17 protein-coding genes are annotated in these 20,605 nt (G+C 60.6%); 9 read left to right on the top strand and 8 right to left on the bottom strand.

Annotation, left to right across the window (positions count from 1 at the left end):
* The first annotated feature begins 6 nt into the window (after positions 1–6).
* Positions 7–1,536: a DHA2 family efflux MFS transporter permease subunit gene (locus LIS66_RS16755; protein WP_042609202.1), complete on the top strand. Its 1,530-nt coding sequence runs from the start codon at positions 7–9 to the stop codon at positions 1,534–1,536.
* Positions 1,537–1,721: 185 nt separating this feature from the next.
* On the opposite strand, the gene lpxH is transcribed toward LIS66_RS16755, so the two are convergent.
* On the bottom strand, positions 1,722–2,468 hold the full coding sequence (gene lpxH / locus LIS66_RS16750) for a UDP-2,3-diacylglucosamine diphosphatase (protein ID WP_227972616.1): 747 nt from the start codon (positions 2,466–2,468) through the stop codon (positions 1,722–1,724).
* Positions 2,465–2,971 (bottom strand): peptidylprolyl isomerase, encoded by a 507-nt coding sequence (locus tag LIS66_RS16745; RefSeq protein WP_227972615.1) that lies wholly within the window; start codon positions 2,969–2,971, stop codon positions 2,465–2,467. Before LIS66_RS16745 ends, lpxH begins: the two co-directional genes overlap by 4 nt.
* 251 nt (positions 2,972–3,222) lie before the next feature.
* On the opposite strand from LIS66_RS16745, the gene LIS66_RS16740 reads away from it, so the two are divergent.
* Positions 3,223–4,920, top strand: a complete 1,698-nt coding sequence (locus LIS66_RS16740; RefSeq protein WP_065616019.1) for a glutamine--tRNA ligase/YqeY domain fusion protein — start codon at positions 3,223–3,225, stop codon at positions 4,918–4,920.
* 18 nt (positions 4,921–4,938) lie between these two features.
* Positions 4,939–6,321, top strand: a complete 1,383-nt coding sequence (gene cysS, locus LIS66_RS16735) for a cysteine--tRNA ligase (RefSeq protein WP_186634985.1) — start codon at positions 4,939–4,941, stop codon at positions 6,319–6,321.
* Between the two features lie 131 nt (positions 6,322–6,452).
* Here the strand turns inward: cysS and LIS66_RS16730 are convergent, their stop codons facing one another.
* The gene (locus LIS66_RS16730) at positions 6,453–8,291 is read right to left on the bottom strand and encodes a sigma-54-dependent Fis family transcriptional regulator (RefSeq protein WP_227972614.1); all 1,839 of its coding nucleotides are present in this window, start codon (positions 8,289–8,291) and stop codon (positions 6,453–6,455) included.
* 352 nt (positions 8,292–8,643) lie between these two features.
* Here LIS66_RS16730 and LIS66_RS16725 point away from each other — a divergent pair, with 352 nt between their 5' ends.
* Genes LIS66_RS16725 through LIS66_RS16700 form a run of 6 tightly spaced genes read left to right on the top strand, consistent with a single transcriptional unit; the run spans position 8,644 to position 14,596 of the window.
* Complete coding sequence (locus LIS66_RS16725) at positions 8,644–9,738, top strand: ABC transporter ATP-binding protein (protein WP_227972613.1); 1,095 nt, start codon at positions 8,644–8,646, stop codon at positions 9,736–9,738.
* A complete protein-coding gene (locus LIS66_RS16720; protein WP_227972612.1) occupies positions 9,738–10,850 on the top strand; it encodes an ABC transporter ATP-binding protein in 1,113 nt (370 codons plus the stop codon). The genes LIS66_RS16725 and LIS66_RS16720 overlap by 1 nt, the downstream gene beginning before the upstream one ends.
* Positions 10,847–11,713 carry a carbohydrate ABC transporter permease gene (locus LIS66_RS16715; RefSeq protein WP_007912484.1) on the top strand — a complete coding sequence of 289 codons (867 nt, stop codon included), beginning with the start codon at positions 10,847–10,849 and terminating at the stop codon, positions 11,711–11,713. The genes LIS66_RS16720 and LIS66_RS16715 overlap by 4 nt, the downstream gene beginning before the upstream one ends.
* A 9-nt stretch (positions 11,714–11,722) precedes the next feature.
* Positions 11,723–12,523: a carbohydrate ABC transporter permease gene (locus tag LIS66_RS16710; protein ID WP_024013421.1), complete on the top strand. Its 801-nt coding sequence runs from the start codon at positions 11,723–11,725 to the stop codon at positions 12,521–12,523.
* 10 nt (positions 12,524–12,533) lie between these two features.
* On the top strand, positions 12,534–12,806 hold the full coding sequence (locus LIS66_RS16705; RefSeq protein ID WP_038861868.1) for a DUF2160 domain-containing protein: 273 nt from the start codon (positions 12,534–12,536) through the stop codon (positions 12,804–12,806).
* Between the two features lie 47 nt (positions 12,807–12,853).
* Positions 12,854–14,596 carry an ABC transporter substrate-binding protein gene (locus LIS66_RS16700; protein ID WP_042609208.1) on the top strand — a complete coding sequence of 581 codons (1,743 nt, stop codon included), beginning with the start codon at positions 12,854–12,856 and terminating at the stop codon, positions 14,594–14,596.
* Between the two features lie 301 nt (positions 14,597–14,897).
* Here the strand turns inward: LIS66_RS16700 and nuoN are convergent, their stop codons facing one another.
* The 5 genes from nuoN to nuoJ are packed head-to-tail and all read right to left on the bottom strand — an operon-like array spanning position 14,898 to position 20,603.
* Complete coding sequence (gene nuoN, locus LIS66_RS16695) at positions 14,898–16,361, bottom strand: NADH-quinone oxidoreductase subunit NuoN (protein ID WP_024013420.1); 1,464 nt, start codon at positions 16,359–16,361, stop codon at positions 14,898–14,900.
* Positions 16,362–16,368: 7 nt separating this feature from the next.
* Entirely contained in the window at positions 16,369–17,901 is a 1,533-nt protein-coding gene (nuoM, locus tag LIS66_RS16690; RefSeq protein WP_042609209.1) for an NADH-quinone oxidoreductase subunit M, read from the bottom strand.
* 39 nt (positions 17,902–17,940) lie between these two features.
* Complete coding sequence (nuoL, locus tag LIS66_RS16685; RefSeq protein ID WP_042609210.1) at positions 17,941–19,794, bottom strand: NADH-quinone oxidoreductase subunit L; 1,854 nt, start codon at positions 19,792–19,794, stop codon at positions 17,941–17,943.
* On the bottom strand, positions 19,791–20,099 hold the full coding sequence (nuoK, locus tag LIS66_RS16680) for an NADH-quinone oxidoreductase subunit NuoK (protein ID WP_003180046.1): 309 nt from the start codon (positions 20,097–20,099) through the stop codon (positions 19,791–19,793). Before nuoK ends, nuoL begins: the two co-directional genes overlap by 4 nt.
* A 3-nt stretch (positions 20,100–20,102) precedes the next feature.
* Positions 20,103–20,603: an NADH-quinone oxidoreductase subunit J gene (nuoJ, locus tag LIS66_RS16675; protein WP_007951462.1), complete on the bottom strand. Its 501-nt coding sequence runs from the start codon at positions 20,601–20,603 to the stop codon at positions 20,103–20,105.
* Between the last annotated feature and the right edge of the window lie 2 nt (positions 20,604–20,605).

Raw genomic sequence — 20,605 nt, 5'->3', positions numbered from 1 at the left:
TTCACAATGAGCAATAACGCTTCTTTCACGCCGCCCAGCCTGTTGCTCAGCACCATCGGCCTGTCGCTGGCGACGTTCATGCAAGTGCTCGACACGACCATCGCCAACGTGGCGTTGCCGACGATTTCCGGCAACCTCGGGGTGAGTTCGGAGCAGGGCACCTGGGTGATCACTTCGTTCGCCGTGAGCAACGCGATCGCGCTGCCGCTGACCGGTTGGCTGAGCCGCCGCTTCGGCGAGGTGAAGCTGTTTCTGTGGGCGACGATGCTGTTTGTGCTGGCGTCGTTTCTCTGCGGTATCTCGACTTCGATGCCCGAGCTGATCGGCTTTCGTGTGCTGCAAGGCCTGGTCGCCGGGCCGCTGTATCCGATGACGCAGACGCTGTTGATCGCGGTCTATCCGCCGGCAAAACGCGGGATGGCCCTGGCCTTGCTGGCGATGGTCACGGTGGTCGCGCCGATTGCCGGCCCGATTCTCGGTGGCTGGATCACCGACAGTTACAGCTGGCCGTGGATCTTCTTCATCAACGTGCCGATCGGCATCTTTGCGGTGATGGTGGTGCGTTCCCAACTGGCGAAACGGCCGGTGGTCACCAGTCGCCAACCGATGGATTACGTCGGCCTGATCACCTTGATCATTGGCGTCGGCGCATTGCAGGTGATCCTCGACAAAGGCAATGACCTGGACTGGTTCGAGTCGAATTTCATCATCGTCGGCGCGGCGATTTCCGTGGTGGCGCTGGCGGTGTTCGTGATCTGGGAAATGACCGACCGCCACCCGGTGGTCAACCTGCGCCTGTTTGCCTATCGCAACTTCCGCATCGGCACGCTCGTGCTGGTCTTGGGTTACGCCGGTTTTTTCGGGATCAATCTGATCCTGCCGCAGTGGCTGCAGACGCAAATGGGCTACACCGCAACCTGGGCCGGTCTGGCCGTGGCGCCGATCGGTATTCTGCCGGTGCTGCTGTCGCCGTTTGTCGGCAAGTACGCGAACAAGTTCGACTTGCGTTTGCTGGCCGGGCTGGCGTTTCTGGCGATTGGCTTGAGCTGCTTTATGCGCGCAGGATTCACCAATGAGGTGGACTTCCAGCACATCGCGCTGGTGCAGTTGTTCATGGGCATCGGCGTGGCGCTGTTCTTCATGCCGACCCTGAGCATTCTGATGTCGGACTTGCCGCCGAGCCAGATTGCCGATGGCGCTGGCCTGGCGACGTTTTTGCGGACACTGGGCGGCAGCTTCGCGGCATCGCTGACCACCTGGATCTGGATTCGCCGGGCCGATCAGCATCATGCGTACATGAGCGAGAGCATCAGCACCTTCGAGCCGGCGACGCGCGAGACGTTGAACGCGCTGGGCGGGGCGAGTCAGTCGGCGTATGCGCAGATGGACCAGATCCTCACGAGTCAGGCGTACATGTTGTCGACCGTGGATTACTTCACGCTGCTGGGGTGGGGATTCATGGGGTTGATTCTGATCGTCTGGCTGGCGAAACCGCCGTTTGCCGCCAAGGCAGGGCCTGCTGCTTCGGGGCACTAAGATCAGGATCAAAAGCCCCTCACCCTAACCCTCTCCCGGAGGGAGAGGGGACTGACCGCGGTGTCTGGGCAAATTGCACCGACGTGCGATACCGAGTCGAACTCAGGTTTGAATAGCATGAAGATCGGCTCCCTTTCCCCCTCGCCCCCCTGGGGGAGAGGGCTGGGGTGAGGGGGTAGCGCTCTTCAGCCGTGCGGCAATGCCAGCGGCGGGGCGAAGTCGAACGGGGCCAATGCGTACCCGCTCTCATCCACCTGCAACGCCCAACCCTGACGATCCCAATCCCCCAGCACAATCCGCTTCGCCGCCTGTTCACCGAGCTGCAGCTTGTGAATCGCCGGGCGGTGGGTGTGGCCGTGGATCAGGGTTTTCACGCCATATTCCTGCATGATCCGCGGAATTTCCTCAGGCGTGACATCGACAATGTCATTGGCCTTCATCCGCGTCTGCGCCTTACTCTCGCTGCGCAGCTTGCGCGCCAGTTTGTGGCGGCTGCGCAGCGGCAGATGACGGAGGATGAACAGGGTGATCGGGTTGCGCAGGTAGCGGCGCAGCTTCATGTAGCCGACGTCGCGGGTGCACAGGCTGTCGCCGTGCATCAGTAGCACCGGCTCGCCGTAGAACTGCACGACACTCGGATCCTTCAGCAATGTGCAGCCGGCCTGTTTGCAGAAGGCCTTGCCGAGCATGAAGTCGCGATTGCCGTGCATGAGAAAGATCGCCGTACCGCTGTCGCTCAAATCGCGCAGGGCCTGGCAGATGGAACGCTGAAAGGGCGTCATGGCGTCGTCGCCAATCCACGCCTCGAAGAAGTCGCCGAGGATGTACAACGCACTCGCAGTGCGGGCGCGTCCGGCGAGCAAATCCAGAAACGCCCGGGTAATGTCCGGGCGCTCCTCTTCCAGATGCAAGTCTGAAATCAGCAGTATCACGCTGCGATGATCTCGGCTTTCTCGATGATCACGTCTTCTGCGGGTACGTCCTGGTGGCCGGCCTTGGAAGTGGTCGACACGCCTTTGATCTTGTCGACAACCTCGGTGCCTGCGGTGACTTTACCGAATACCGCGTAGCCCCAGCCCTGCACGTTCTTGCCGCTGTGGTTGAGGAAGGTGTTGTCGGCGACGTTGATGAAGAACTGTGCCGAAGCCGAATGCGGCTCCATGGTGCGGGCCATGGCGATGGTGTATTTGTCGTTGGAAAGACCGTTGTCCGCTTCGTTCTGGATGCTTGGGCGCTTGTCTTTCTTTTCTTTCATGCCAGGCTCGAAACCGCCGCCCTGGATCATGAAGTTACCGATGACGCGGTGGAAAACAGTGTTTTCGTAGTGACCGGCCTTCACGTACTCGACGAAGTTGGCAACGGTGATCGGCGCCTTTTCAGCGTTCAGTTCGATGACGATCTCGCCATGGTTGGTGGTCAGTTTGACTTGAGTCATGGTCATTACTCTTCATAGGGAATTCGTGGTTCTGGGACCTTCAGCCCCACAACCGGTTCAGCCTGCTTCGGCCAAGGTGCGCAGTTTAGCGTGACAGGCGCGAATTTCGAGGCGGTTTTTCATTTCCCGGCGATTAAATGCATGCCTTTATCGGGCCTGCTCTGTCAGGCCCTTGACAGCATCGGCTATGATAGCGGCTTTGTTTTGTCTGGCCCCTCTTTGCGGCCGCGCACCTGTACGTCAAGGATCCTATGAGCAAGCCCACTGTCGACCCTACCTCGAATGCCAAGTCCGGCCCTGCCGTGCCGGTCAACTTCCTGCGGCCGATCATCCAGGCAGACCTGGACTCGGGCAAGCACACCCAGATCGTGACTCGCTTCCCACCGGAGCCCAACGGCTACCTGCACATCGGCCACGCCAAGTCGATCTGCGTCAACTTCGGTCTGGCCCAGGAGTTCGGTGGCGTCACGCACCTGCGTTTCGACGACACCAACCCGGCCAAGGAAGATCAGGAATACATCGACGCGATCGAAAGCGACGTCAAATGGCTGGGCTTCGAATGGTCCGGTGAAGTGCGCTACGCCTCGCAGTATTTCGACCAGTTGCACGACTGGGCCGTCGAGCTGATCAAGGCCGGCAAGGCCTACGTCGACGACCTGACTCCGGAGCAGGCCAAGGAATACCGTGGCAGCCTGACCGAGCCGGGCAAGAACAGCCCGTTCCGCGACCGCACCGTGGAAGAGAACCTCGACCTGTTCGCGCGCATGAAGGCCGGTGAGTTCGCCGACGGCGCCCGCGTGCTGCGCGCGAAGATCGACATGGCTTCGCCGAACATGAACCTGCGCGACCCGATCATGTATCGCATCCGCCACGCTCATCACCACCAGACCGGTGACAAGTGGTGCATCTACCCGAACTACGACTTCACCCACGGCCAGTCGGACGCCATCGAAGGCATCACCCATTCGATCTGCACCCTCGAGTTCGAAAGCCATCGTCCGCTGTACGAGTGGTTCCTGGACAACCTGCCGGTGCCGGCGAACCCGCGCCAGTACGAGTTCAGCCGCCTGAACCTGAACTACACGATCACCAGCAAGCGCAAGCTCAAGCAACTGGTTGACGAGAAGCACGTCAATGGCTGGGACGATCCGCGCATGTCCACGCTGTCGGGCTTCCGCCGCCGTGGCTACACGCCGAAATCGATCCGCAACTTCTGCGAAATGATCGGCACCAACCGTTCCGACGGCGTGGTCGACTTCGGCATGCTCGAATTCAGCATCCGCGACGACCTCGACCACAGCGCACCGCGCGCGATGTGCGTGCTGCGTCCGCTGAAAGTGGTCATCACCAACTACCCGGAAGGCCAGGTCGAAAACCTCGAACTGCCACGCCACCCGAAAGAAGACATGGGCGTGCGCGCGCTGCCGTTCGCCCGGGAAATCTACATCGACCGCGAAGACTTCATGGAAGAGCCGCCGAAGGGCTACAAGCGCCTGGAACCGGCCGGTGAAGTGCGTCTGCGCGGCAGCTACGTGATCCGTGCCGACGAAGCGATCAAGGACGCCGACGGCAATATCGTCGAACTGCGTTGCTCGTACGACCCGGACACCCTCGGCAAGAACCCGGAAGGGCGCAAGGTCAAGGGCGTGATCCACTGGGTCCCGGCCGCCGCCAGCGTCGAGTGCGAAGTACGTCTGTACGATCGCCTGTTCCGTTCGCCGAACCCGGAAAAGGCCGAAGACAGCGCCAGCTTCCTCGACAACATCAACCCTGACTCGCTGCAAGTGCTGACCGGTTGTCGCGCTGAGCCATCGCTCGGCAACGCACAGCCGGAAGACCGTTTCCAGTTCGAGCGCGAAGGCTACTTCGTCGCGGATCTCAAGGACTCGAAACCCGGTCAGCCGGTATTCAACCGTACCGTGACCCTGCGTGATTCGTGGGGCCAGTGAGTGAGTCAAGGAAATAACGTGCTAACGATCTACAACACCCTCACCAAGAGCAAAGAAGTCTTCAAGCCGCTGGATGGCAACAAGGTGCGCATGTACGTCTGCGGGATGACCGTGTACGACTACTGCCACCTCGGCCACGGCCGCAGCATGGTCGCGTTCGACCTGGTGACGCGCTGGTTGCGCTTCAGCGGTTATGACCTGACCTACGTGCGCAACATCACCGACATCGACGACAAGATCATCAATCGCGCCCGCGAGAACGGTGAATCGTTCGAAGCGCTGACCGAGCGCATGATCGCCGCGATGCACGAAGACGAAGCGCGCCTGAATATCCAGAAGCCGGACATGGAACCGCGCGCCACCGATCACATCGCCGGCATGCACGCGATGATCCAGACCCTGATCGACAAGGGCTACGCTTACGCCCCGGGCAACGGCGACGTGTACTACCGCGTCGCCAAATTCATGGGCTACGGCAAGCTGTCGCGCAAGAAGATCGAAGACCTGCGCATCGGCGCACGCATCGAAGTCGACGAGTCGAAGGAAGACCCGCTCGATTTCGTACTGTGGAAAGCCGCCAAGCCGGGCGAGCCGAGCTGGGAATCGCCATGGGGCGCCGGGCGTCCGGGCTGGCACATCGAGTGCTCGGTGATGTCGACCTGCTGCCTCGGTGAGACTTTCGACATTCATGGCGGCGGCAGCGATCTGGAGTTCCCGCACCACGAAAATGAAATCGCCCAGAGCGAAGCGGCCACCGGTAAGACCTACGCCAACGCGTGGATGCATTGCGGGATGATCCGTATCAATGGCGAGAAGATGTCCAAGTCCCTGAACAACTTCTTCACCATCCGCGACGTGCTCGACAAGTACCACCCGGAAGTCGTGCGTTACCTGTTGGTGTCGAGCCACTACCGCAGCGCGATCAACTATTCGGAAGACAACCTCAAGGACGCCAAGGGCGCACTCGAGCGTTTCTACCACGCATTGAAAGGTCTGCCGTCCGTGGCGCCGGCCGGTGGCGAAGCGTTCGTCGAGCGTTTCACCACGGTGATGAACGACGACTTCGGCACCCCCGAGGCCTGCGCCGTGCTGTTCGAAATGGTGCGCGAGATCAACCGTTTGCGTGAGAGCGATCTCGATGCGGCGGCGGGTCTGGCGGCACGTCTGAAAGAGCTGGCCAGCGTTTTGGGCGTGTTGCAGCTTGAGGCCGATGACTTCCTGCAGGCGGGCGCTGAAGGGCGTGTCGATGCGGCTGAAGTGGACGCACTGATTGCCGCGCGTCTGGCGGCACGTGCGGGCAAGGATTGGGCTGAGTCCGATCGTATCCGTGATCAGCTCACGGCGATGGGCGTTGTGCTGGAAGACGGCAAGGGTGGGACTACGTGGCGGTTGGCTGACTGAGTAGGGGCCTGCCTTGTTCGTTCCCACGCTCTGCGTGGGAACGATCAAAAGATCGCAGCCTTCGGCAGCTCCTACAGGGATCGCGTTTCCATGTAGGAGCTGCCGAAGGCTGCGATCTTTTGATCTGGCTTTTAATTGCCAATTTGCCGCAACCGCTTGTAAAGCGTATTCCGACTGACTCCCAACCGCCGTGCCAGGTGCGAGATATTCCCTCCAGCCGCCTTCAACTCCCTGTTCAACGCCTCGACATCATTCAAATCCAGCCCCAGCGGCGGCGCCGTCTCCACCGGCTCCATCTCCAGATCGACAAAAAAATCATCCGGCAAATGCTCCGGCCGCACCGGTTGTTCCTCGGCCATGGCCAGCGCCACCTGCATCACGCTGCTGACCTGACGCAGATTCCCCGGCCACGGATGCCTCTCGAACAGCTCCAACACCTCCGGGCTCAACCCCGCCCATTGCGTAGGCTCGCGATGCTGCTCCCATAGCCGTTTAAACAGCGCCTGCTTGTCACTGCGTTCGCGTAACGGCGGCAGCTCCAGGGTCAGACCACCGATGCGGTAGTACAAATCCTCGCGGAAACGGCCCAGTTGCACCTGCTCGCGCAACGATCGGTTGGTCGCGGAGATAATTCGCAGATCAACCGCGAACAACTCGCTGCTGCCCACCGGTTGCACGCAACGTTCCTGCAACACCCGCAACAAGCGCGCTTGGGTCGGCAGCGGCATATCGCCGATCTCGTCGAGAAACAGCGTGCCTCTGTCTGCCTTGCGGATCAGGCCGATGCTGCCTTTCTGATTGGCGCCGGTGAAAGCGCCTTTCTCGTAGCCGAACAATTCCGACTCCACCAGTTCGGCGGGGATGGCTGCGCAGTTCACTGCGATGAACGCCTGTCTACTCCGCGAGCTGGCCTGATGCAGGGCTTTGACAAAGACCTCCTTGCCGACGCCAGTTTCGCCATGGATCAGCAGCGGAATATCTTTTTCCAGCAAGCGCTCGGCCTGACGCACGGCTTTTTCCACGCGGCTGTCGCCGAAATGCAGAGTATTGAGGCTGATTACACTGGCTGGCGCAGGCTGGTCCTCGGCGACAAACACCCGCGCTTGCACCGGCGCCTGTTTCGGCCGTTTCAACAAACATTGAAAACGGTTGCGCCCGGAAGTCTGCAAAGCAAACGGCATCCCTTCGGGCTGATTGATCAGCTCCAGCAGCGACACCTTGAACAGGCTCTCGACGCTGACCCGTGACAGACGCACACCAAGCAGATTGTCGGCGCGGCGATTGGCCGAGAGCACCTGGCCGCTCTCATCGAAAATCAGCAACCCGGCCCATTGGCTGTCGAGGTTGTTCAAGCCGGTGTTGAAGGTGAGCTGAAAGTGCTGGCCATGGAACAGGTTGAGGATCAGCCGGTTCTCCACCGTCTGGCTCATCATCTTGACCATGCCCAGGGTGTGGGAGGGCGGCAGGTAGCTGTCGCTGGACACATCGAGCACGGCGATGACCTTGCGCTCGGCGTCGAAAATCGGCGCAGCGGAACCGGTCATGAAACGGTTGGCCTTGAGAAAATGTTCATCGTGTTCGATGTGCACCGCCTGCTCACAGGCCAGTGCGGTGCCGATCGCATTGGTGCCGCTGCTGCGCTCCATCCAGCTCGCCCCGGCCTGAAAACCCCGGGCCAGAGTCGGTTCGATAAAGCGCTGCGTGCCCCACGAGGTCAGCACCTGGCCCTGGTTGTCGGCGAGCATGATCAGGCAGTTGGAATTGCTGAGGATGTTTTCGTAGTAGGGCAGGACTTCCTGGTGCGTGGTCTGCACCAGCGAATGATGGCTGTCGAGCAACCGCGCAATGCCGGCGGCGGGCAACTGATCGAAGGCCGGGGTGCTCTGGTGGTCGAGGCCGAACGCGCGGCAACGTTGCCAGGAGGTCTGGACGATCGCGTCGTGGGAAAGCGGCGAAGCAGGTGCGGCCATGGGGGCGAGCCTCTGAGTGCAGCGATTTTATTATTGTTATGGGGTTCACCTTCCCCCGTAGGAGCTGCCGAAGGCTGCGATCTTTTGATCTTGATCTTGATCTTGAAAATCAAAGTCAAAGTCAAAAGATCGCAGCCTTCGGCAGCTCCTACATGGGTGTGAACAGTGCATAGAGTGTTGTTCACTATTGTTCATTGTCAATCACCCCGACTGTTCAAAAGTGTTCAGCTGTGAACGCCACTTCCTCGGGTAATCAGCGATTTTCACGGCAAATCAGGCACTTGCCATTTCTGGCACGAATGTCGCTCTGTTGCTCCGGTCGCTTGACTCCAAAAATAACAAAGGCCGAGCCATGTCACTCACCCTGGAGCACGTCAGCCGCACCGTCGAGGGCCAGATTTGGATCGACGATGCGTGCCTGAAATTCGAACCCGGATCCTTCAACGTTCTGCTCGGGCGCACCCTGTCCGGCAAGACCAGTCTCATGCGCCTGATGGCCGGCCTCGACAAGCCCGACAGCGGCCGCGTGTTGATGAGCGGCGTCGACGTCACCCAGCGTCCGGTGCGTTTGCGCAACGTGTCGATGGTCTATCAGCAGTTCATCAATTACCCGACCATGACGGTGTTCGAGAACATCGCCTCGCCACTGCGCCAGGCCGGTATTTCCAAAGAAATCATCCACAGCAAGGTGCAGGAAACCGCACGCATGCTGCGCATCGAGAAGTTCCTGCAGCGCTACCCGCTGGAGCTCTCCGGCGGACAGCAACAGCGCACGGCCATGGCCCGCGCACTGGTCAAGGATGCCGAACTGATCCTCTTCGACGAGCCACTGGTCAACCTCGACTACAAGCTGCGCGAAGAGCTGCGTCAGGAAATGCGCGAGCTGTTCAAGGCCCGCCACACCATCGCAATCTACGCCACCACTGAACCCAACGAAGCACTGGCCCTCGGCGGCACCACCACCATCCTGCACGAAGGCCGGGTGATCCAGAGCGGGCCGTCGACCGAGGTCTATCACCAGCCGCAATCGGTACTCGCCGCTGAATTGTTCTCCGAGCCGCCGATCAACCTGATGCCGGGGCGCATTGCCGGCAACGAAGTCAGTTTTGCCAACTTCGTCCATTTCCCGTTGAACGTCGATCTGCGGCCGGTGGGCGAGGGCGAATTCCGTTTTGGCGTGCGCCCCAGCCATATCTCGCTGGTGCCGAGCAACGATGACGATCTCGAGTTGGCAGTGACTGTCGAGGTCGCCGAGATCAGCGGTTCGGAAACCTTCCTGCACGTGCGCAACGAGCATTTCCTGCTGGTGCTGCACTTGCCGGGCGTTCACGAATACGACGTCGATGCGCCGATCCGCATCTATATCCCGACCCACAAACTGTTCGTTTTCGATGCGCAGGGCCGTCTGGTGCAAGCACCGGGCCGGCGTGTCGCGAGGGTTGCCTGATGGCCGAAATCCGTTTGCAGCACCTCGCCCACAGCTACAGCAAAACCCCCAGCGGCGCTGAGGATTATGCGATCCGCGAGATGGATCACGTCTGGGAGCAGGGCGGCGCCTATGCTTTGCTCGGCCCGTCCGGTTGCGGCAAGTCGACCTTGCTCAACATCATTTCCGGCCTGCTCAGCCCCTCCCAGGGCCATGTGTTGTTTGACGGCAAAGCGGTCAACGACCTGACCCCGGAGAAGCGCAACATCGCCCAGGTTTTCCAGTTTCCGGTGGTCTACGACACCATGACCGTGTTCGATAACCTTGCTTTCCCCCTGCGAAATCAGGGCATGGCCGAGGCGAAAGTGCACAGCAAGGTGCAGGAAATTGCCGAGGTGCTCGACCTGCAAAACCTCCTGAGCAAGAAAGCGCGCAACCTCACCGCCGACGAAAAACAGAAAGTCTCCATGGGCCGTGGGCTGGTACGAGACGACGTTTCGGCAATCCTGTTCGACGAGCCGCTGACGGTGATCGACCCGCACCTGAAGTGGAAACTGCGGCGCAAGCTCAAACAGATCCACGAGCAGTTCAACATCACCATGGTCTACGTCACCCACGATCAACTGGAAGCCTCGACGTTCGCCGACAAGATCGCGGTGATGTACGGCGGCCAGATCGTCCAGTTCGGTACGCCACGGGAATTGTTCGAGCGGCCGAGCCACACCTTTGTCGGCTATTTCATCGGCAGCCCGGGGATGAATCTGATCGAGGTGCAGCCGCAGCCCGGCGGCGTCGGTTTCGCCTCGACGCACCTGCCGTTGTCCGACGCCTTGCAGCGCCATATCGAGCACGGCCAGTGGAAAAATCTCAAGGTCGGCATCCGGCCCGAGTTCATTCATGTGTGGGATGAGCCGTTTGACGACGCAATGCAGGCAAAAGTCGTACACGTCGAAGACCTCGGCACCTACAAGATCATGACCCTCAACCTCGACGGCGCACCGTTGAAGGTACGTCTGGCCGAAGACAAACCGGTGCCGCAGGGGACGGCGTACATCAGTTTCCCGGCGCAGTGGCTGATGGTCTATGCCGATGAATTTCTCCTGGAAGTCAGTGACGAGGAGGCGCAGCTATGAACAAGGTGCAGAACAATAAAGCCTGGTGGCTGGTGCTGCCGGTGTTCCTGCTGGTGGCGTTCAGTGCGGTGATCCCGATGATGACCGTGGTCAACTACTCCGTGCAGGACATCTTCGACCAGTCCAGCCGCTACTTCGTCGGCGCCGACTGGTACAAGCAAGTGCTGCTCGATCCGCGTTTGCACGACTCGCTGCTGCGTCAGTTCATCTATTCGGCGTGCGTGTTGCTGATTGAAATCCCGCTGGGTATTGCCGTCGCCCTGACCATGCCGACCAAGGGTCGCTGGTCATCAGTCGTGCTGATCATTCTGGCGATTCCGTTGCTGATCCCGTGGAACGTGGTCGGCACCATTTGGCAGATCTTCGGCCGTGCCGACATTGGTTTGCTCGGTTCCAGCCTCAACGCGATGGGCATCAGTTACAACTATGCGGCCAACACCATGGACGCCTGGGTGACCGTGCTGGTGATGGACGTCTGGCACTGGACTTCGCTGGTCGCGCTGCTGTGTTTCTCCGGCCTGCGGGCGATTCCCGACGTGTATTACCAGGCCGCGCGCATCGATCGCGCCTCGGCCTGGGCGGTGTTCCGCCATATTCAGTTGCCCAAGCTGAAAAGCGTGCTGCTGATTGCGGTGATGCTGCGCTTCATGGACAGTTTCATGATCTACACCGAGCCGTTCGTGCTCACCGGCGGCGGGCCGGGCAATGCCACGACCTTCCTCAGTCAGACCTTGACCCAGATGGCCGTAGGGCAATTCGACCTCGGTCCGGCAGCGGCGTTTTCGCTGGTGTACTTCCTGATCATCCTGTTGGTGTCCTGGCTGTTCTACACCGCCATGACGCACTCCGACGCCAACCGCTGAGGCCCGGCCATGAGCAAGAAAAAGCTTATTCCGTTGCTGGTGTACATCCTGTTCCTGCTGGTGCCGATCTACTGGTTGCTGAACATGTCGTTCAAGAGCAACACCGAAATCCTCGGCGGCCTGACGCTTTTCCCACAGGATTTCACGCTGGCGAACTACAAGGTGATCTTCACCGATCCGAGCTGGTACACCGGCTATTTGAACTCGCTGTATTACGTCAGCCTCAACACGGTGATTTCCCTGAGTGTGGCGCTACCGGCGGCTTACGCGTTTTCACGCTATCGTTTCCTCGGCGACAAGCATCTGTTCTTTTGGCTGCTGACCAATCGCATGGCACCGCCGGCGGTGTTCTTGCTGCCGTTTTTCCAGTTGTATTCGTCGATCGGCCTGTTCGACACGCACATCGCCGTGGCCTTGGCGCATTGCTTGTTCAACGTGCCGCTGGCGGTGTGGATTCTTGAAGGCTTCATGTCCGGGGTGCCCAAGGAGATCGACGAAACGGCCTACATCGACGGCTACAGTTTCCCCAAGTTCTTCGTGAAGATTTTCATCCCGTTGATCGGTTCCGGCATCGGTGTCACGGCGTTTTTCTGCTTCATGTTTTCCTGGGTCGAACTGCTGCTGGCGCGCACGCTGACCTCGGTCAACGCCAAGCCGATTGCCGCGGTGATGACGCGCACGGTGTCGGCGTCGGGGATCGATTGGGGCGTGCTGGCAGCGGCGGGGGTGTTGACCATCCTCCCGGGCATGCTGGTGATCTGGTTTGTGCGCAACCACGTGGCCAAGGGCTTTGCCCTCGGCCGAGTCTGAGGAACAGATGATGGAATGGATGAGCTGGACGACACCGACCGCCGCGTTCTTCATCGGCATCGGTCTGATTCTGGTGGGCATGACCACCTGGGAATTGCGCTCGCCGAGCATTCTGCGGCGCGGGTTTCTGCCGATTGCCACCACCCGTGGCGATCGCTTGTTTATCGGTCTTCTCGGCAGCGCCTACCTGCACTTGCTGGTAATCGGCGTCACCGACTGGAGCATCTGGGTGGCGTCCGCGTTGTCCCTGGTGTGGCTGTTGGCTGTGATGCGTTGGGGCTAGTCGAATCGTTCGGCAACGCGGCTCCACAACTTAAACAGGAGGTCTCTATGTTCGATAAAAACAATAAGCTGCGACATAGCATTTCATTGGCAGCCATGCTGGCACTCAGCGGTTTGAGCGCATCTGCCTGGGCCGACGCCTATGAGGATGCGGCGAAAAAATGGATCGGCAGCGAGTTCAAGCCCTCGACCCTGACGGCCGAACAGCAGCTCGAAGAATTGAAGTGGTTCATCAAGGCGGCCGAGCCGTTTCGCGGCATGGACATCAAGGTCGTTTCCGAGACCCTGACCACCCACGAATACGAGTCCAAGGTGCTGGCCAAGGCGTTCAGCGAAATCACCGGGATCAAGCTCACCCACGACCTGCTGCAGGAAGGCGACGTGGTCGAGAAAATGCAGACGGTGATGCAGTCGGACAAGAACATCTATGACGGCTGGGTCAACGACTCCGACCTGATCGGTACGCACTTTCGCTACGGCAAGACCGAATCTATCACCGACCTGATGGCCAACGAGGGCAAGAACTTCACCTCGCCGACCCTCGATATCAAGGACTTCATCGGCATCTCGTTCACCACCGCGCCGGACGGCAAGATCTATCAATTGCCTGACCAGCAATTCGCCAACCTGTACTGGTTCCGTGCCGACTGGTTCGAACGTGCAGACCTGAAAGCCAAGTTCAAGGAAAAGTACGGCTACGAATTGGGCGTGCCGGTGAACTGGTCGGCCTATGAAGACATCGCCAAATTCTTCAGCGAAGACGTCAAGGAAATCGACGGCAAACGCGTCTACGGCCACATGGATTACGGCAAGAAAGACCCGTCGCTGGGCTGGCGCTTCACCGATGCCTGGTTCTCCATGGCCGGTGGCGGCGACAAGGGCATCCCCAATGGCTTGCCGGTGGACGAGTGGGGCATCCGCGTCGAAGACTGCCACCCGGTCGGCTCCAGCGTGACCCGTGGCGGCGACACCAACGGCCCGGCGGCGGTGTTCGCCACCACCAAATACGTCGACTGGCTGAAGAAGTACGCGCCACCGGAAGCGGCCGGCATGACTTTCTCCGAGTCCGGTCCGGTGCCGTCGCAGGGCAACATCGCCCAGCAGATTTTCTGGTACACCGCGTTCACCGCCGACATGACCAAACCGGGCCTGCCGGTGGTCAACGCCGACGGCACGCCGAAATGGCGCATGGCACCATCGCCGCGCGGGCCGTATTGGGAAGAGGGCATGAAGCTCGGCTATCAGGACGTGGGCTCGTGGACATTCATGAAGTCCACGCCTGAGAAACAGAAACTGGCGGCCTGGCTGTACGCGCAGTTCGTCACCTCGAAAACCGTGTCGCTGAAGAAAACCATCGTCGGCCTGACGCCGATTCGCGAGTCGGACATCAATTCGCAAGCGATGACCGATCTGGCGCCGAAACTCGGTGGTCTGGTCGAGTTCTACCGCAGCCCGGCCCGCGTCCAATGGACCCCGACCGGCACCAACGTGCCGGACTATCCGCGTCTGGCGCAACTGTGGTGGAGCCACATCGCCGAAGCCGCCAGCGGCGAGAAGACCCCGCAACAGGCGCTCGATGGTTTGGCCAAGGATCAGGACGCGATCATGACGCGCCTCGAACGCTCCAAGGCCCAGGCCACTTGCGCGCCGAAGATGAACCCGGAGCGCGACGCGCAATACTGGTTCGACCAGCCGGGCGCACCGAAACCGAAACTGGCGAACGAGAAGCCGAAGGGTGAAACCGTGAGCTATAGCGAACTGCTGAAATCGTGGGCGGATGCGCGTAAGTGATAGTGGAAGTGTGAAAGGCGAACGGCACCGGAAGGTGCCGTTTTTTTGCTGCCTGATCTGCCGCTTTCGCGAGCAGGCTCGCTCCCACAGGGATTTTTGGTGCCACCGATCTTGAGTAGCACTGATCCAATGTGGGAGCGAGCCTGCTCGCGAAAGCGCTGGGTCAGACGGCGGATTTTCAACTGACATGACACCATCGCGAGCTGGCCCACTTCTACAAGGGTTTGCGATGCACCCGGGTACAAACAAAAAACGGCACCCGAAGGTGCCGTTTTCATGTGTAGCCAGACCCGCCAGGCAATCAGCCCGCCAGACCCGCCTGTTGTACCAGCACCAGCAACGGCTGCGGGTACACACCCAGGAAGAACGCGACCAGGGCGATGGCCAGCAGCATCACGCCACCTGCCTTCTGTTCCCAGTGCAGCTGGGCGTCGTGGCGACGCAGGTTTGGCTCGATCAGGTACAGGGTGACCATCACGCGCAGGTAGTAGAAGACGCCGATGGCGCTGCCCAGCACCAATGCGCCGACCAGCCACCACTGACGCGTTTCGACGCCGCTGGCGATGATGTAGAACTTGCCGATGAAGCCAGCGGTCAGCGGAATACCGGCCAGGGACAGCATCATCACAGTCAGCACGGCGGTCAGGTAAGGACGGCGCCAGAACAGGCCGCGGTACTCGTACAGCGCGTCAGCGTCGCGGCCGTTGTACGGCGAGGACATCAGGGTGATCACGCCGAACGCGCCGAGGCTGGTGATCACGTAGGTGACCAGGTACACGCCGATGGCTTCCACCGCCAGACCCTTGCTCGCCACCAGTGCGATCAGCAGGTAGCCGAAGTGCGCGATGGACGAATAACCGAGCAGGCGCTTGAGGTTGCTCTGGGTCAGGGCCAGCAGGTTACCGAACAGGATCGAGGCAACTGCGATCACGCTGAGCACATCGCTCAGCACGCCACTGCTGGCGGCAGGGGAGAGCTGGAACAGACGCACCATCACCGCAAACACGGCAACCTTCGAAGCGGTCGCGAGGAACGCGGCTACCGGCGCCGGAGCACCTTCGTAAACGTCCGGCGTCCACAAGTGGAACGGAACCAGCGACAGCTTGAACGCCAGACCGATCAGCATCATGCCCAGGCCCAGTTGCGCCAGCGGGCTAGGCAGACCGGTCGCGGCCAGGGCCTGACCGATGCCGACGAAGCTCAGCGAACCGGCGTCGGCGTACAGCAGCGCCATACCGAACAGCAGGAACGCGGAACCGGCGGCCGACAGCACCATGTACTTGATGCCGGCTTCCAGCGAACGCTTGTTGAAGAAGGCGTAAGCCACCAGACCGTAGACCGGTACCGAGAGCAATTCCAGACCGATGAACAAACCGGCCAGATGTTGCGCGCTGACCAGGACCAGACCACCGGCGGCGGCCATCAGGATCAGCAGGTACAGTTCTTCGCGATTGCCCGGGTAACCCGAACCGCCATCACCGAGGTAGGCGTGGGCGAGGGTGACGCAGGCGAGGGTGGCAACCAGGATCATCGCCATGTACAGGCAGGCGAAGGCATCGATCTGCAGCAATGGGGTCACGGCCAGAGGCGCGACTTTCAACGCAGGCAGGATCGACAGCAGGGCCAGGTTCAGCCCCGCCACCGAAATCAGGAAGGTCTGCGAGTGGTTGCGGCGCCAGGCGATCGCCAGCATCACCACGATAATGGTGAGGCTGGTGATCAACAGTGGCGCAAGCGCAATAAAGTGTTGAATCGTGAATTCCATAGCGCTCTTACCGGGCCGAAGCGAGTTGAGAGAAGGCGGTGCCGAGCCACTGCTGCACGCCATGCATGGTGGCGGCAGAGGTGTCGAGGAACGGTTGCGGGTAGACGCCGAGGTAAATCAGCAGCACCGCCAGACCGAGCACCATGATCAGTTCGCGCGCGTCCATGCCATGCAGCACCGCGTCGGATTTCGACGGGCCGAAGTAGGCACGGTGGATCATGATCAGCGAGTAGACCGAACCGAACACCAGACCGGACGTGGCAATCGCCGTGACCCATGGAGCGCTGGCGAAGGAACCGATCAGGATCAGGAACTCGCCGACGAAATTACCGGTACCCGGCAAGCCCAGCGACGCCGCAGCGAAGAACAGGCTGATGGCCGGCAGGTACGCGATGCGCGACCACAGGCCACCCATCTCACGCATGTCCCGAGTGTGCAGACGTTCGTACAACTGACCGCTGAGGATAAACAGTGCCGCTGCCGACAGACCGTGCGCGAGCATCTGGATCACCGCACCTTGCAGCGCCAGTTGGCTGCCGGAGTAGATGCCGATCAACACGAAGCCCATGTGGGAAACGGAAGAGAAGGCGATCAGACGCTTGATGTCGGTCTGGGCGAACGCGAGGAACGCGCCGTAGAAGATCCCGATCAGACCGAGGGTCATGGCGATCGGCGCAAACTCGGCCGAAGCGTTCGGGAACAGCGGCAGGGCGAAACGCAGCAGGCCGTAGGCCGCGGTTTTCAGCAGGATACCGGCGAGGTCGACGGAACCGGCAGTCGGCGCCTGGGCGTGAGCGTCAGGCAGCCAGGAGTGGAACGGAACCACTGGCAGCTTGACCGCGAAGGCGATGAAGAAGCCGAGCATCAGGATGTACTCGGTGGTCATCGACATCTTGGTTTTCAACAGGTCGGCGTAGTTGAAGGTAATCACGCCAGTGTTGTTGAAGTTGACCAGCACCAGACCGAGGATCGCCACCAGCATGATCAGGCCGGAAGCCTGAGTGAAGATGAAGAACTTGGTCGCTGCGTAGATCCGGGTTTTCTTGCCGTCCGAAGAACTGTGACCCCAGAGCGCGATGAGGAAGTACATCGGCACCAGCATCATTTCCCAGAAGAAGAAGAACATGAACAGGTCGAGGGCGAGGAACACGCCGACCACACCGCCCAGGATCCACATCAGGTTCAGGTGGAAGAAGCCAACGTGACGTTGAATCTCTTTCCACGAGCAGAGCACCGAGAGGATACCCAGCAGACCGGTCAGCAGGATCATCAACAGCGACAGGCCGTCGAGGGCCAGGTGCACGTTGATGCCGAAACGCTGGATCCAGACATGCTTGAACTCAAGCGCCCAGGTCGGATCGGCGCCCGGCGCCGGTGCGAATGAATAGTCACCGTGGGCCCACAGCCAGAGGCCGAGTGCGAGTTCCAGGGTCATGGTCAACAGCGCAATCCAGCGCGGGAGGGTGGCGCCGAAGCGCTCAGCCATCCAGCACAGCAGGCCGCCGATGAAGGGGATCAGGATTAGCCAAGGCAGAATCATGACGGGCTCGTTTCCTTTCGCAAATTCGCAAGGTTCATATCAGACCGCTACCAGCACGATGGCGCCGATCACCAGCACGGCACCCGCAGCCATCGAAGCAGCGTACCAACGCAGTTGACCGGTCTCGGTGCGGCTCAGGGCGGTGTGACCACCCTTGGCCATACGCGGGATCAGACCGATGGTCTGGTCGAGCGGGTCTTTGCGCAGTACATGGCTGATCGCAAGGTACGGCTTGACGAACAGTTTGTCGTAGATCCAGTCGAAGCCCCAGGCAGCGAACCACCAGGCCGAAAGGAAACGGCCGATGCCGCTGTTGGCGATCGCCGTGACGAAGCGACGCTTGCCGAGGAACAGCAGCGCTGCCAGCAGGATACCGGCCAGAGCGATGGCGCCCGAGGCGATTTCCAGACTGTGCTTGGCTTCGCCGCCGGCATGGCCAACGCTTTCTGGCAGAACGCCGTGCAGCGGCGGAACGATCATGGCGCCGACGAAAGTCGACAACACGATCAGCACCGACAGCGGCAGCCAGTGAGCGATACCGTGACCGGCGTGGGCTTCGGTCTTGGCTTCACCGTGGAACGTGATGAAGATCAGGCGGAAGGTGTACAGCGAAGTCATGAACGCACCGACCAGACCTGCGTAGAGCAGACCGTGGTTACCGCTGGCAAACGCTTCCCAGAGGATTTCGTCCTTGGAGTAGAAGCCCGCGGTGACCAGTGGCAGAGCGGCCAGCGCAGCACCACCGACGATGAAGCTGGCGTAGGCCAGTGGCAGTTTCTTCCACAGACCACCCATCTTGAAGATGTTCTGCTCGTGGTGGCAGGCAACGATCACCGCACCGGAAGCAAGGAACAGCAGGGCCTTGAAGAAGGCGTGGGTCATCAGGTGGAAGATCGCGCCATCCCATGCACCCACGCCCAGCGCCAGGAACATGTAGCCGATCTGGCTCATGGTCGAGTAGGCGAGGATACGTTTGATGTCGGTTTGTACCAGCGCGGCGAAGCCTGCGAGAACCAGAGTCACGCCACCGACGATGCCCACCAGGTGCAGGATTTCCGGCGCCAGGGTGAACAGGCCGTGAGTACGGGCGATCAGGTAGACACCGGCGGTGACCATGGTTGCGGCGTGGATCAATGCCGACACCGGGGTCGGGCCGGCCATCGCGTCCGCGAGCCAGGTTTGCAGTGGCAGTTGCGCCGATTTACCAACCGCACCACCCAGCAGCATCAGGGTCGCCAGGGTGATCCAGAAGTCGCCGACCTGGAATTTCTGCGGTGCCAGCACCAGCAGTTCCTGGATGTTCAGCGTGCCCACTTGCTGGAACAGGATGAACAGGCCGATGGCCATGAACACGTCGCCGATGCGGGTGACGATGAAAGCCTTGAGTGCGGCGTTACCGTTGTTGCGGTTGCTGTAGTAGAAACCGATCAACAGGTACGAGCACAGGCCCACGCCTTCCCAGCCGAAGTACAGGAACAACAGGTTATCGCCGAGCACCAGGAACAGCATGCTGGCGATAAACAGGTTGGTGTACGAGAAGAAGCGCGAGTAGCCCGCTTCACCGCGCATGTACCAGGACGCGAACAGGTGGATCAGGAAACCGACGCCCACCACCACGCCGAGCATGGTGATCGACAGGCCGTCGACGTAGAGGGCGAAGTCAGGCTTGAAGCCTTCGACCGCCATCCACTGCCACAGCACCAGGGTGTAGTGACCGCCTTCCGGTGGTGCGACGTTGAACTGCCAGATGACGTAGGCAGCGACAATCGCCGACAAGCCAATGGAACCCACGCCGATCAGCGCCGAGAGGTTTTCCGACCAGCGTCCACGGGAGAACGACAGGAGCAGGAAACCGATCAGAGGGAATACGAAAGTCAGAAAGATCAGGTTCATCCGCGCATCTCACTGGCAGCGTCGATATCGAGCGTGTGGAAGCGGCGATACAGTTGCAGCAGGATCGCCAGGCCAATACTGGCCTCGGCCGCTGCAAGGCTGATCACCAGGATGAACATGATCTGTCCATCCGGCTGCGCCCAGCGGGCGCCCGCAACGATGAAGGCCAGGGCAGAGGCGTTCATCATCACTTCCAGACTCATCAACACGAACAAAATGTTGCGGCGGACCATCAGGCCGACCAGACCAAGGCAGAACAGGATGCCGGCAACCGCCAGTCCATGCTCGAGAGGGATAGCAGGCATGTCTTACTCCTTCGCCTCGTTACGGCCCAAATGGAACGCCGTGACGGCTGCGGCGAGCAGCAGCATCGAGGCGAGTTCGACCACCAGCAGGTACGGGCCGAACAGGCTGATGCCCACGGCTTTTGCATCTACGGTGGTGTGGCCGATGGCCTGGCCGCTCTGGTGAGCGAACAGCACATACAGCAGTTCGGCCAGCAGCAGCGCGGCGAGAATCACCGGTCCTGCCCAGATGCCGGGCTTGAGCCAGGTGCGTTCCTGCTGCACCGAGGCCGGGCCGAGGTTGAGCATCATCACCACGAACACGAACAGCACCATGATGGCGCCGGCGTAGGCGATCACTTCCAGCACACCGGCGAACGGCGCGCCGAGGGCGAAGAAGGTCATGGCCACGGCGATCAACGAGATGATCAGGTAGAGCAGGGCGTGCACGGGGTTGGTGTTGGTGACCACACGCAGCGTGGACACCACAGCAATACCCGATGCGAAATAGAAAGCGAATTCCATCG

The sequence above is a fragment of the Pseudomonas sp. HN2 genome (assembly GCF_020736465.1).
Lineage (GTDB): Bacteria > Pseudomonadota > Gammaproteobacteria > Pseudomonadales > Pseudomonadaceae > Aquipseudomonas > Aquipseudomonas moraviensis_A.
This window is presented reverse-complemented; position numbering and strand designations above follow the sequence as displayed.